The sequence below is a fragment of the Planktothricoides sp. SR001 genome (assembly GCF_001276715.1).
GTDB classification, from domain to species: domain Bacteria; phylum Cyanobacteriota; class Cyanobacteriia; order Cyanobacteriales; family Laspinemataceae; genus Planktothricoides; species Planktothricoides raciborskii.
The window spans coordinates 22,484-35,965 of sequence record NZ_LIUQ01000036.1 but is presented as its reverse complement, the minus strand read 5'-3'; the positions used below and the strand labels follow the sequence as shown (position 1 = coordinate 35,965).

At 43.8% G+C, this 13,482-nt stretch carries 12 protein-coding genes; 8 read left to right on the top strand and 4 right to left on the bottom strand.

Annotated elements, in window-relative coordinates; genetic code table 11:
* Nucleotides 1-76 precede the first annotated feature (76 nt).
* The gene (locus AM228_RS19270; protein ID WP_054468264.1) at nt 77-1,060 is read right to left on the bottom strand and encodes a GntR family transcriptional regulator; all 984 of its coding nucleotides are present in this window, start codon (nt 1,058-1,060) and stop codon (nt 77-79) included.
* A 207-nt stretch (nt 1,061-1,267) separates the two neighbouring features.
* Between AM228_RS19270 and AM228_RS19265 the strand changes: the two genes are divergently transcribed.
* The 3 genes from AM228_RS19265 to AM228_RS19255 all read left to right on the top strand — a co-directional run bounded on the left by AM228_RS19265 (nt 1,268) and on the right by AM228_RS19255 (nt 5,505).
* Nucleotides 1,268-2,017, top strand: coding sequence for a dienelactone hydrolase family protein (locus tag AM228_RS19265; protein WP_054468262.1), 750 nt, complete (start codon nt 1,268-1,270; stop codon nt 2,015-2,017).
* A 139-nt stretch (nt 2,018-2,156) separates the two neighbouring features.
* Nucleotides 2,157-4,406, top strand: a complete 2,250-nt coding sequence (locus AM228_RS19260) for a M10 family metallopeptidase (RefSeq protein WP_054468260.1) — start codon at nt 2,157-2,159, stop codon at nt 4,404-4,406.
* A gap of 196 nt (nt 4,407-4,602) precedes the next feature.
* Nucleotides 4,603-5,505: a S1 RNA-binding domain-containing protein gene (locus AM228_RS19255; RefSeq protein ID WP_054468258.1), complete on the top strand. Its 903-nt coding sequence runs from the start codon at nt 4,603-4,605 to the stop codon at nt 5,503-5,505.
* Between the two features lie 352 nt (nt 5,506-5,857).
* On the opposite strand, the gene AM228_RS19250 is transcribed toward AM228_RS19255, so the two are convergent.
* Nucleotides 5,858-6,916 (bottom strand): acyl-CoA dehydrogenase family protein, encoded by a 1,059-nt coding sequence (locus AM228_RS19250; RefSeq protein ID WP_054468256.1) that lies wholly within the window; start codon nt 6,914-6,916, stop codon nt 5,858-5,860.
* A 79-nt stretch (nt 6,917-6,995) separates the two neighbouring features.
* Between AM228_RS19250 and AM228_RS19245 the strand changes: the two genes are divergently transcribed.
* From AM228_RS19245 to AM228_RS19235, 3 genes are read left to right on the top strand one after another with little or no spacing between them, the layout of a single operon-like run.
* Nucleotides 6,996-7,943, top strand: a complete 948-nt coding sequence (locus AM228_RS19245) for an alpha/beta hydrolase (RefSeq protein WP_054468255.1) — start codon at nt 6,996-6,998, stop codon at nt 7,941-7,943.
* A 23-nt stretch (nt 7,944-7,966) separates the two neighbouring features.
* Entirely contained in the window at nt 7,967-8,350 is a 384-nt protein-coding gene (locus AM228_RS19240; RefSeq protein ID WP_156331905.1) for a hypothetical protein, read from the top strand.
* Between the two features lie 50 nt (nt 8,351-8,400).
* The gene (locus tag AM228_RS19235; protein WP_054468251.1) at nt 8,401-9,429 is read left to right on the top strand and encodes a GUN4 domain-containing protein; all 1,029 of its coding nucleotides are present in this window, start codon (nt 8,401-8,403) and stop codon (nt 9,427-9,429) included.
* 212 nt (nt 9,430-9,641) lie between these two features.
* On the opposite strand, the gene galT is transcribed toward AM228_RS19235, so the two are convergent.
* Both galT and AM228_RS36290 read right to left on the bottom strand, forming a co-directional pair.
* Entirely contained in the window at nt 9,642-10,691 is a 1,050-nt protein-coding gene (gene galT, locus AM228_RS19230; protein ID WP_054468249.1) for a galactose-1-phosphate uridylyltransferase, read from the bottom strand.
* Nucleotides 10,692-11,325: 634 nt separating this feature from the next.
* Nucleotides 11,326-11,460: a hypothetical protein gene (locus AM228_RS36290; protein ID WP_255353226.1), complete on the bottom strand. Its 135-nt coding sequence runs from the start codon at nt 11,458-11,460 to the stop codon at nt 11,326-11,328.
* A gap of 206 nt (nt 11,461-11,666) precedes the next feature.
* Between AM228_RS36290 and corA the strand changes: the two genes are divergently transcribed.
* Together corA and AM228_RS19220 are read left to right on the top strand one after the other, a co-directional pair.
* Nucleotides 11,667-12,917 (top strand): magnesium/cobalt transporter CorA, encoded by a 1,251-nt coding sequence (corA, locus tag AM228_RS19225; RefSeq protein ID WP_082348952.1) that lies wholly within the window; start codon nt 11,667-11,669, stop codon nt 12,915-12,917.
* Nucleotides 12,918-13,053: 136 nt separating this feature from the next.
* Complete coding sequence (locus AM228_RS19220; RefSeq protein WP_054468247.1) at nt 13,054-13,365, top strand: DUF6464 family protein; 312 nt, start codon at nt 13,054-13,056, stop codon at nt 13,363-13,365.
* Nucleotides 13,366-13,482: the final 117 nt, after the last annotated feature.

Here is a 13,482-nt window from a genome sequence, read left to right as displayed (position 1 = left end):
TCCTGAAGCTCCTGAAGCTCCTGAAGCCCCTCATCCCCACTCGATCGCCCCATTGAATCTGTGAATGACAAAGGCTTCAACTAAGTCCTAGTTCTCGTTTGAGCCGATTAATTGAATCCGGGTTGATGTAATGGTCGATACAGTAAACTTGCGGGGCGCGAATTAGGTCTTCTTTAGCCGCTGCGATCGCCGCTTTCACGGAAGGTAAACTGGCGGGGTCACAGCCGATCACCCTTGCCCGACGGACAATCGAATTGAGCTTATAGGCATCTTCCAGTTGGGCGGTAATCACCAGTAATTCATCCCCCCGCATACTATTAATAATCACTTCCGTGGCTCGCAACCAACCGGGACTAATGCTTACCAGACCCAGACAGCTATCCTTGGGTAGCTGTTTGACAATCGCCTCTTCTTTGGCATGGTCATAAATATCAATCGGCAAAACTCGTACCGACTTGGGCTTGGCGATCTCCTCCGCTTTGCCAATAAAATAACGAGTCGTCACCACCGTTCCCGAAGGCGCTTGGGCCAGCACGTCAGCCAACTCCTCCAAAGCCACAAGTTGCACCGGCGTTGCCAGGGCTTCTTCTAACTCCCAACGCATCCACTTACCAATGCCAATATCTTGGGACGGGGCTGTCACCAGAATTCGCGCACTACACCGTAAACGCCAATCAATTTCTCCTAAAAATAGCTCTCTGGTTTCATTGAGCGTGCAACCCAGAGCAATTAGCTTGTCAACACTTTTCTGCACAATCTCACTCGCTTGGGGATGTTGTTCTAAGATGTAAGATTTGATAGGCCGTTGGCCTGGAGAGCCTTCGGCTTTGACATAAATCCCCGAACCCGCTTGGGATTCTACCAACCCGATCGCTTCTAATTGTTCATAAACTTTGCTAATCGTATTCCGGTGTAAACCCGTCTGCATGGCCAACGCACGGGTACTCGGTAGCTTTTCCCCCGGAGAATATTGCCGAGAGGCGATCGCAAACCGAATTTGATTAAATAATTGGTTCGACGCAGAAATTTCGCTATCAGACTGAATATGAAAATCAACCATATCAGGGGCTCCAGGGACAAATTATTTGTTGATTGTTGATTGTTGATTGTTGATTGTTTATTGTTGGTTCTGGCTAACCTATAATAACCAATAACGAACACCCAATAACCAATAACGAATAACCAATAACCATCAACCAACAACCAACAACCATCAACCAACAACCAACTATCAATATAAAATCAAACCAGTTATGTCAGAGAAACTATGTCAGAACAGCAAATACTTACTCATCAGGTTAAAGTTGTCAACGGAGATTTGCAACTTTCCGCCTATTTAGCCCAACCTGTGGGTCAAGGGACATTTCCAGGGGTGATCGTGTTCCAAGAGGTCTTTGGGGTCAATGCCCATATTCGGGATGTCACCGAACGCATTGCCAAACAAGGATATGTGGCGATCGCCCCAGCAATTTTTCAACGCACTGCCCCCAACTTTGAAACCGGATACACCGAAAAAGACCTAGAAATCGGCAGATATCATAAAGACCTCACCACCGCCGACCAACTCCTGAGTGATACCCAAGCCACCATCAACTACCTGAAAAGCTTGCCCGTCACCACGGATAACTTTGGCTGCATTGGCTTCTGCTTTGGCGGTCACGTCGCTTACCTGGCGGCGACATTACCGGACATCAAAGCCACCGCCTCATTTTATGGCGGCGGAATTGCCACCATGACCCCTGGAGGCGGTGAACCTACCATCACCCGCACCCCAGAAATCAACGGCAGCATTTACCTATTCTTCGGCAACCAAGACCCCCTCATTCCCAATGAACAGGGCGATCAAATTGAAGCCGAACTTCAGAAACATCAAATCTCTCATCGCGTCTTTCGCTACGATGGAACCGACCACGGTTTCTTCTGCGATCGACGGGCTAGTTACAACCCCAGCGCCGCCGCAGATGCTTGGACTCACGTCTTACAACTCTATGGCGAAACCCTCAAAACCTCTCACTAAGTGAAACTCTTATTGAGCATTAGGTGACAGGTCATTGGTGAACAAAGAAAAAATGACCTGTCACCTAACGACAACTATCAAAAGTTTTATTCAGCTAAAATTTATCTAAATGCTAAAGTAGTAAACAGGAGTAAACAAAATGGTTCAGGGCGTTTTCACAGATCCCAGCGTTGAATTTTTTCCCTTTGAACAAGAAATATTCGATCGCGATTTTTATCTCGCGGCCAACCCCGACGTTGCCGCCGCCGGATTCAATGACGAGCAACTATTAAATCACTTCCTCAACAATGGAATTGATGAAGGCCGGCGATTTTCTCTCGTATTTGATTTTAACTTTTACCGCGCCGCCAATCCAGATTTAGCTGGGTTAAGTAATCGGGATCTATTGAATCATTTTAAAACATCAGGAATCAGCGAAGGTCGGCTATTTTCCCCATTTATTGACCTGGACTTCTACATTCAATCATATAGAAAGAGAAACGAATTAACCACCGCAGTTCCCGAAGATTTTAACCCCATAGAATCAGCGAACCGACAATGGCTCCGGTTATTAGTGAACCAACTACAAACCGCTCCAGCACAACCAGAAGAAGGAGAAGATTTTTTCCGCTTTTCTCCCTACATTGATATTCAAGAAATTTACCTACCCACTAACCCGGATTTAGTCAACGCTGGTTTCAACGTCAAACAAGCCTTACAACACTTACAACTGTTTGGCCTAAATGAAGGTCGCCGGTTTTCGATTATTTTCGATCCGAAATACTATGTCGAAAATAATCGGGAGCTTCAGTCGGCTAATTTCAACAGTCGCACCGCCTTAGAACACTTTATCCGATTTGGTATCAACGAAAATCGCCGTCCCTCCCTGCTGTATGATACTCAATATTATCGAGATAACAACCAAGATTTAAAAGAACAAAATCTCAATAATAAGGAATTAATCAATCATTTTCGTCTGATTGGTTTGCCCGACGAACAACGGCAATCTTCTGTATATTTTGCCCCTAGAGCTATTGATGCTTTACTCCAAAATCAAACCGTTGCCGAAAATCCTGATGAAGCTTTGGCAGCGAATAACATTTTACAGCCGAAACAAAAGTGGAACACCAGGGTTAATGGCACCCTGACTTATAGCTTTGTGACCCAAGCTAGTGCCGGTCTTTATACCGGGGTAGAAAGTGGGGTCGGGGAGGTCAGCGAAGCGATTAAAAATAATGTCCGGGAAATCATGCGGCAGTATAATGAAATTCTGCCATTTCAATTGGTGGAGGTGCCGGACAGACCCCCGAATACCGGGGAAATTAGAATTATGTTTTCTAACGGACAACCAAATAATTTTGGCAACTTTTATGCTTATGCTTATGGCCCTGGAATTAGTGATATTAATTTACGGGGTGATATCCATTTAAGTAGAAATTTTGAGTCGGATCAAAATAATGCTTTTTCTCGACAAAAAGGCACTTTTGGCTATGAGTCTTTGGTACGGCAAATCGGGTTTGCTTTAGGACTGAAAAATCCGGGGATTGCTAGTACCAATCCTTTAAATAATTCCCCCGTAAGTTCCACAGAATCTCAGCCATTCTTACAGTCTTTTCAAGATAATAATACGAATACGGCGATGAGTTATAATTTTGCCGGGGTAGGCGCGGTTAGCCCGATGTCTTATGATATTCGGGCGCTGCAATACCTGTATGGGTTTAGTGATGCCAGAAAGGGCAATGATGTCTATGCCTTTGATGGCAGTAATTTTATCGGGATGAAACAGACCGTCTGGGATGGGGGTGGCATCGATACCCTGGATTTTTCCCAATTGCCGGGGATTGATAGTTATTTCTTTAATATGAATGAGGGGGGACTGAATACCACCTTTAGTGCCCTGAATGGTTCCACCTATATCGGGGTGTCAGCGGTTAGAGGTGAAGATGGGAGTTTAGAACGGGCTGGAGTTGGTAATGCCCTCTTGACGATCGCCGATGGGCCACATATTACCAGTAGTTATGGCACGGTGATTGGTTTTGGGGTGCTGGTTGAGAATTTGATTGGTTCTCCCGTGAATGATTTTATTTCGGGCAATAATCTGGATAATGTGATTAACGGTGGCCCTGGGGCGGATACGATTATCGGTGGCAGAGGCGCCGATACCCTGACCGGGGGGCAGGGTTCTGATATTTTTGTGTATGCGATCGCCGATGGTTCTGACCGGATTACGGATTTTAGCGATGGGGTGGATAAGATTGGTTTGTCCGCTGGGCTGACCTTTGACCAGTTGTCGATTACTGGAGTGGGCGCCGATACGTTGATTCGGGTTGCCGGTACGGGTGAGCTTTTGGCGGTATTAGCTGGGGTGCCGGATTTTGCGATTAATGCCGGGGATTTTACCTTGGTGTAATCCGAAGCGATCGCCGAAACTATCGCCGAAACTATCGCCAAAAAAGAGCGATCGCCGTAAGAATTAGCTAGACTGGGTAAGCTGATTGTTGATGGATAACACAGATGTTCCCTCTCCAGTCAGCTACGACAGTTCAATGTTGTAGCGGTTCAGTTCTATCAGTATAATTTTACTTTTGTCAAATCCTGAAATTGTTATGAATCAAGAATCGACCCGTTCTCAAAAGGGTAAGCCTTCCTTTTCCGCTGAAGATTTTGCCAAAGCCCTTGCAGAACACGACTATGCGTTTAGTCTCGGTCAGGTGGTGTCCGGTCGGATCGGTGCCTATACAAACGATGGTGTCTATGTAGACATTGGCGCCAAGTCCCCTGGGTTTCTGCCGAAGCGAGAAGCAGCGGTGGCATTCGTTGAGGATCTTGAGGAACTATTACCCCTCGATGAAGAACGGGAGTTTTTGATTATCCGCGAACAAGATGCGGAAGGTCAGGTGACTCTTTCGATTCGACAATTGGAACTTAAGCAAATCTGGGATAAGTTGGCGAACAAGCAAAAAGAAAATCAGTCCGTTGATTTGTATGTGACGGGTGTGAATAAAGGTGGGGTGACGGTTGATATCAATGGGTTGCGTGGGTTTATTCCCCGATCGCACTTGTTGGAAAAAAATAATCCCGCATCCCTGGTGGGTAAAAACTTGACGGCAAATATTTTAGAGTTAGATCGCGATCGCAATAAGCTGGTGTTTTCCCAACGGCACTTAGCCCAATCCAGTCGGATTGGTGAAATTAAGGTGGGCCAACTCCTGGAAGGAACCGTAGTCAGTATTAAACCCTTTGGCGTTTTTGTGGATGTGGATGGGATGACTGCTTTACTCCATATTAATCAAGTGAGTAAAAATTACGTGAAATCTCTGGATGATCTGTTTTCTTTGCGGCAACCCATTAAAGCGGTCGTGATTGATATTGATGAAACCAAAGGTCGCGTTTCTCTGTCAACCAAGTTATTAGAAAATCACCCCGGAGAAATCATAGAAAACTTTAATGAGGTGATGGATAACGCTGAAGCCCGTCATAATAAAATCAGTCAAACATTGCCCTCTTAATTAGTCAAGCAATAACCCTGATTTGTCAACAAATCGGGGTTTTACACTAACCATCAACCATCAACCAACAAACAGGGAACAGGGAACAGGGAACAGGGAACAGAGGTGCTGGGGTGCTGGTGGGCTGGGGAAAGAGAGGGAATAGGGAATAGGGAATAGGGAATAGGGAATAGTGAATAGTGAATAGTGATACTTCTTTTCACTTTTCACTTTTAACTTTTAACTTTTAACTTGTACGGGCGTATGGCCAGAAAGCCCCTACGACTTTTAACTTTTAACTTTTAACTTTTCACTTTTCACTTCTCTTCCCCCACACCCCAACCAACAACCATCAACCATCAACCATCAACCATCAACCATCAACCATTAATTGATGTAAAGTCGCGGTCATTACATCAGTGGTTTGACCAAAGACGGTAAATAGTAACACTTCTCGATAAACTCGTTGGGCGGGATGATCAAGATAATTCGCTTCCCCACTAGCAACAGTGACGGCAGCATGGGCACAACGATTAGCTAAAGCGATCGCCTCCGCTCGTAATTTTAAACCATTTTCATAGATCACCTCTGTTGCCAATTCTGACAAAATTGCCTCGCGACACCGGGTCAACTTCCGATCCAAAACCTCAAAGGTTTCTTGAATAATTGGTAAGTGTTTTGTTTTCGCCGTCTGTTCAATAATATCTAAAGCAGCGCGAGCACAACCTAAGCAGAAAAAACTAAACATCAGCACTTTCTTGCGGTCATTTTGATGTATCCAACCGGGGGGCTGAATGCCCACAATATAATCGTGGGGAACAAACCAATTTTTAATTTCCCCAATGACCGTATTGGTAGACTGCATGGCCGCTAACTGCATAGGTTCGCTAAAATGAATTTCGCCCCCATTCGGTTGGGTAGTATTGGTAAAAGGAATAATGGCGAAGACTGCCCGACCATCGGCTAAGGTGGCCGCTACAATTAATTCGGGAAATATATCAAATCCCGTCGCCCAACGTAAGTCCCCAGAGATGCGATAGCCCCCTTTGACCGGGAAGGCTTTGATCCGGGGTTCCCCAGCACGTCGGAGGTGGGAAAAGCCAACCCCCAAAAGGCGATCGCCCGTTGCCAAATCTGGTAAATAAGCTTGTTTCAGTGCTTTATTTTCACTGGCGAAGATCGTACTACTGGCACTTTGATGCTGAATTTGCAGAAAGGCTAAAGCACCAGAATATCTGGCGACCATTTCCTGAAACCGCCGAAAGTCTTCTTCTGATTCGGTGAGTTTTAAGGCTAATAAGGAGCGATCGCCCAATCCTTGCATTGCCCAACGCAACACCGCCTGGTCACGATCGATGGCAGCGGCTTGGGGCGCGATTTCTGACCGCAGATAAAACTCCGCAATCTCCAGCAGGGGTGGCTGACTACTCATAATTTGGCTTAAAATTTTACTGATTTTAATTTTAGATTTAAATGACCATAACTCAAGCTAAAAAAAACGAGATTTATTTATGCCGCTAAATCAAGAAACCGAAATATTTTTAGAACAAGTAGCCCAGTCCGGTCAACCGCCACTACATGAGCAGCAACCGGAAACTGCCCGCAAAATGAACGCCGTGTTCGTGGCTGCTTCCCACCCCCCCGAACCTGTAGCCCAAGTGGAACCTCGCACCATCCCCGGTCCTGGGGGAGAGATTCCCCTCTTGATTTATACCCCCTTTGGGGCTGGGCCCTTTCCCTTGTTGGTGTATTTTCACGGGGGCGGTTGGGTAATCGGTGATTTGCCAATGGTGGATAGTATTTGTCGGACTTTAGCCAATGCCGCTGGTTGTGTGGTGGTGTCCGTGGATTATCGGTTAGCCCCCGAACATAAATTTCCCGCAGGGCTAGAAGATGCCTACACCGCAACTAAGTGGGTGGCGGAAAATGCGGCATTATTAAATGGCGATTCCCGCTTAATTGCGGTAGCGGGGGAAAGTGCCGGGGGAAATCTTGCGGCAGGGGTGACGTTAATGGCACGAGATCGCGGCGAATTTGCTTTAATCTATCAATTACTGATTTATCCTGCTACTCAATATCAATCCAACACCCCATCCTTTCACCAATATGGAGAAAACTACTTTTTAACGGCTGACTCAATTAACTGGTTTTGGCATCATTATTTACCCAGTCCCACGGAGGGAAAAAATCCTTATGCATCTCCCTTGTTGGCGGAAAATTTGGCCAATTTACCCCCAGGATTAATTGTCACTGCTGAATTTGACCCCCTGCGCGATGAAGGGGAAACTTACGGCGATCGCCTCCGGGAAGCTGGGGTAGAAATCAAAACCATTCGCTATGATGGCACCATCCATGCTTTTATTAATTTCGCGAAATTCTTGCCCCTGGGTCAAACTGCCTTAAAGGAAATTGGGGCAATTCTCCAAACTGCCTTCACCCAGGGAAAAAATCACTCTTAATCACCGATAAAAAATAGAGGGAAATGATGAAACCACACCGCCGAATATTTCATCTTTTAATCACCTTATTTCTCATATGCCTGATGGGATGCGCTCCTGCTCAAGCATCCCTGGATATGTCTGCCCGACTCAGCCGATTAGAATCAGAATTTTTCATGGTGCGATCGCAGATAAATTCCCTGGAATCTCAAGTTTCTCGACTCAACAACCGCCTAGATTTTGCCCAAATCCGGCAAGCCCCCGAACCGGCGATCTTTCCCCTACCCCAACGGGAAATAGTCGAATCCCCCAACAAACAACAATTTGATCGACTAGCCACCCTTTTAATCGAACTCAAAGAACAAATCAACACCCTAGAAACCCGATTTTCTCAGTTAGAAGCACAATTTAATCAGACTAACCAATAACCACCAACCACCAACCAGCAACACCCATAAAAATTACCCCATAAAAAATCATGGCTAAATGTCCAATTTGCTACACCGAATATCTTGAATCAACCCTAGAAACACCCCTAGAAAAATGTGCCGTTTGCGAATGGGATTTAAAATACTATAATTTACCCCAAACTGGGAAATATCGTCAAGCCTTTGCCAAAAAAGAACAAGCCCATCTCGACTGGGCGAGAAAAATGTGGCAAAAATATCTCGTACAACAAAATCACTCCCTGACTCAGCCCGTAAACGTCAACCCTTTAGTCAATAATTCTTATCGAGAATCAGTCAATCAAAGTCTTGAATATGCCATCATTCTCAAACTGGAAGCCCGATTAGAACAATTAGAATCTCGGTTACAAACATCTGAATTAGAAATTAAAAGCTTACGGTCGGAATTGGCCGTTGAACAAGAGGAAAATCGCCATTTAAAATCTCAGATGGAATGGGTTTTGTATGTCTTGCAGGAAGCCAACCCCCAAGACATCCAACAAACTCTCTGGCAACTCCAAGAATGGGCTCATGCTCTAAGCAATTACCCAGCCCAAAATCAACCCCAAAATCAACCCCAAAATTATCTAAAATCCGAGGTGGGGATGGACTATTCTAAGTTAGAAAAACTCCTGGCAGCGGGAAAATGGCGACAAGCCGATGAACGCACTTGGGATATTATGCTTAGAGTGGCTAATCAGGAAGATCGAGGTTTTTTAAATCTTGAAGATATCGAAGGATTTCCGGCTACGGACTTAGAAACGATCGCATGGCTTTGGGACTATTATAGTGGCGGTCGATTTGGCTTCCATATTCAGTATAAAATTTGGCAAACTGTGGGCAATGACTACACTATTTTTTGCGATCGCGTGGGTTGGCGAGTCAAAGAAAATTGGCTGTATTATGATGATTTAAATTGCTCTATTACCGCCGCCGAAGGTCATTTGCCGGTTACAGGATGGCGTAAACGGTCTTGTTATGGCCTCGGTGGGGCTACAGCCCAAGAAAATACTGCCGCTTTAATTGCTCGCTTTAATGAATTGAATAACGTGAATATTTAAATGAACATTTTGTCACTAAAAATCTCCAACTAACAAAAATCTCCAACTAAAAATTTCTGGGCATTGGTGGGCAATGCCCGATTTCCCATCACTCCTGTTCGGCTATTATTACCGGACTAAATACCGGAATAAATACCGGAATAAATACCGGACTAAATACCGGACTAAATACCGGACTAAATACCGGACTAAATACCGGACTAAATACCGGACTAAATTGAGTAAGGTGGGGATTTTTTATCTAGATCGCGGTTGCCTGACGAGATAGGAATTTCTATGGAACGTAAAAACTCAGCACTTTCTTCCGGTAGAGAACTGTTAATAAACATTCCGCTGCCTAATTCAAATCCGGCAGCTTGTGATACTCTGGGAATAATGGCCAGATACCAATGATAGTAATCCGTGTAATCTTGATCCGTAGGAATTGAGCGAATGGTATAGTTATAGTCTGGGTTATTTAATCCATAATAGAGTTTAGCCAGAACCGTTTTCAAAATCCGAGCCATATCGATAATTTCTTCATCAGAAATTTGCTCAAAAGACGAGCTATGTCTTTTGGGAAAAATCCATAGATGAAATGGGGATAATGCCGCATAAGGAATAAAGGCGACAAAATGTTTATTTTCGGAAATAATCCTCTGAGAGGCTGAGAGTTCATCTTTCATTGTTCGACAATATAAACACTCCCCAGTTTCATCAAAATATCGCATCGCTTCTGAGATGCGATCGCGCATTTGACCTGGCACAATAGGGGTGGCCGCAATTTGCGAGTGAGGATGTTCTAAAGACGTTCCCGCTTTCGGACCATGATTCTTAAAAATGACAATTGTTTTGATTCGAGGATCCCGTTTAAGTTGGCGATATCGTTCCCGATACATGCTAAAAATATTGGCAATTTCGCTAATTGTCAGCAGTGCCGGATTGACGTTATGCAAGGGATGTTCAATAATCACCTCATGGACGCCGAAACCGGCGATCGAACGGTAAGTTTTTTGAATTTTGCGCGTGGGTTCTTTTTCCGGGGAAACAGCGGGATATTTATTAAAAACCGCCCGGACTTTCCAGTTTTCGCGATCGCCTAAACAACAGATTTCCTCGGCAGTATCATGCTCATTCCCTGGACAAAATGGACAATCCGCTTGATAAGGTGGAATGATGCGATCGCTTTCTATTTTTTTCGCAAATTGATTCGGTCGTTGTGACCGTTCATGGGCAATAATCACCCAATCTCTGGTAATTAAATTTTGTCTGAGTTCTGACATGGTGTTTATCTAAATAGAAATTCAACGTTTTAATTCAGCGTTATAGCGGTTGATCCGGGAAGGATCGCCCTTCCATAGAACAACCGCTAAGGGAGAACAAATTGAGACAAGGACTCCCTGGAGGTGACTGTTTTTTGCGATCTGCGCCAAATTAGCCCATTAACAAATTCACAAAAGTTAACATTTTGGCTAATCAACAGAAAAAATCTTTGCTGAGAAATCAGTCCCGAAAAAAACCGAGAATATTTTTCTCCGTCACTTACCTTGTTTTTTTTACATCAATCATTATTATAACTGGATTCAGCCCCCTATTTCATGGGACGAGAACAGAGAAAAAATGACTGCCGGATTTCTTAAATTATTTTTTATAATTAGTTTCCTTTGAATATTTAATGCTGAAAGATGAATTTATTTGTTAAAATTTTAATGCCAGCGATCGATAAAAAATAATTAAATTTTAGATTAGCGATATCGCTATATATATTTTTTTTATTGAAAATAAACAAGCAGAATTTAATCATTTTTTTCAACGAATATTTAAAATTATATTTTAAATATTAGTTGAAATCTAATTTAACAATTCTTAACCGATCGCCGCTCCCAGTAAATCAGCCTAGACTGATGGTACTCTAGATCAGACTTTAGCTCGGACTTTTGCTCGTCCCAGATGCAAATTGCCCCTGGGAAGGGCTGGTCTATCTTCAAACCCTGGTGAGGAGCAATTTGCCCGTAAGGAAAAATGCTTATTCTTTTCGACCGTATTCGCCACCCTGTTTTCCATTGTTTGTTTTCGGGAACATGAAGGGTAATTTTCTCCCAGCCCTAAGTCAAACCAACTGCCACGCAAATTTGCGTTGCTAAATCGTCATCGTATTCAGCGGCGGAATTGACCAATTTCTTTAACCGGCTTATTTAACCGGAATTTGATGCATAATTTCAGGAAAAACTATCAACCAATTTATCAGGAAAGTACCCATGTCTCATAAACCATTGCCAAACCTAGACATCAAAGAAAAAATCAAAGAAAAAATCAATGAAAAAGGCCAAGAAAAAGTTACAGAAAAACAGCATAATTTTGGGGGACAAAAACTAGAACAAGAAATCGAAGCAGAAGATAAAGAAGAAGATTATTTTGATTATTTTTACGACGAACCGGGCAGCGCACCGGGAACTTTGACGATTGAATCGGATGCGGCTCCCACCAAAATTGTCTTGATTGATTATAACTTAGAGCGAGCAACTCGCGTCAGAATTAATCAGCCGGAAGAATGCTATCAATACTTAGATACAGAGTCAGTTTCTTGGGTCGATATTCAAGGTTTAGGAAATGAAGCAACCTGGCAACGGATTGGCGGAGTGTTTCATTTGCATCCCCTGGTACTCGAAGATGTGGTCAATGTACCACAGCGACCCAAAGTTGAAGAATATCAAGAGCAATTGCTGATTATTGCACACATGGTGATGCCGATGGAAGATCAGCAGGGTTTCTATCTAGAACAGGTGAGTTTTGTGTTGAGCAAACATTATCTGTTGACGGTTCAAGAAGAACCGGAACATGATTGTTTTGGGTTGGTGCGATCGCGCATTCGGTCGGGCAAGGGCATGATTCGCAAACACGGGGCTGATTTTTTAGCTTATGCATTATTAGATGCTATTATTGATGGGTTTTTCCCCGTATTAGAAGATTACGGCGAACGCATCGAAGAACTAGAAGATGAAGTGGTGGCAAATCCCTCGCGAAAAACCTTAGAAAAAATTTATGAAGTGCGGCGAGAATTACTCGCTTTACGGCGGGCAATTTGGCCGCAGCGCCACTCGATTAATCGGTTAATTAGAGATGATAGTAAGCTGATTAGTCAGGATGTGCGAATTTATTTGCGGGACTGTTACGATCACGTTACCCAAGTGATTGATTTAGTAGAAACTTACCGAGAATTAACCTCTGGGTTAATGGATGTCTATTTATCCGCTGTCAGCAATAAGATGAATGATGTGATGAAATTACTTACCATCATTTCCACGATTTTTATTCCCCTAACTTTTATTGTGGGGGTGTACGGGATGAATTTTAATCCCGACGCTTCGCCGTTTAATATGCCAGAATTGAATTCCTATTGGGGCTATGTCGGCTGTTGGGGAGTGATGATTGCGATCGCACTCTCATTAGTCTATTTCTTTTGGCGTCGGGGCTGGTTTGAGAATTTCTCCTCCGTAGACAAAGATTAAGATTTTCTCTAACTTGAACTTGACAAAAGATATTTTTTATGGGGATAACAAGATTAAGTGCAATAACCCCCAATAAATAACCAACAACAACCAATAACACCAATAACACCAATAACAAATAACTAGCACCAAGACAATGATTTCTATCGTGCTTATTTTGACTGTGGGCGTCATTCCCTCATTAATTTCCGTTTGGGTACTCCGGCAAGCCCAAGCGACAGCCAATGAACGATTGCAACGAGCAATTGCCAGGGCTGGCAGCGGATGGGTTCCTGATGATTCACCGGCCAATCAGCCCCCAGAACCGTGGCAAATTATTGGCGATCGCACCTGCCAATTTAATGCCAATTCTCCCTACATTCGTTGCGCCGTTAATCCTCAAGGGCCTTGTCAAGGTTGCCGTCATTATGAACCGGCAAATTTTAGCCTACAAAATCTAAATTATTAATCATGGATAATTGTGGTTATTAGTTATTGGTTATTCTTTATTGGACTCCAGACAACCAATAACCAATAACCAATAACCAATAACCAATAACCTTTGACTAATAGCCACCATTTAATT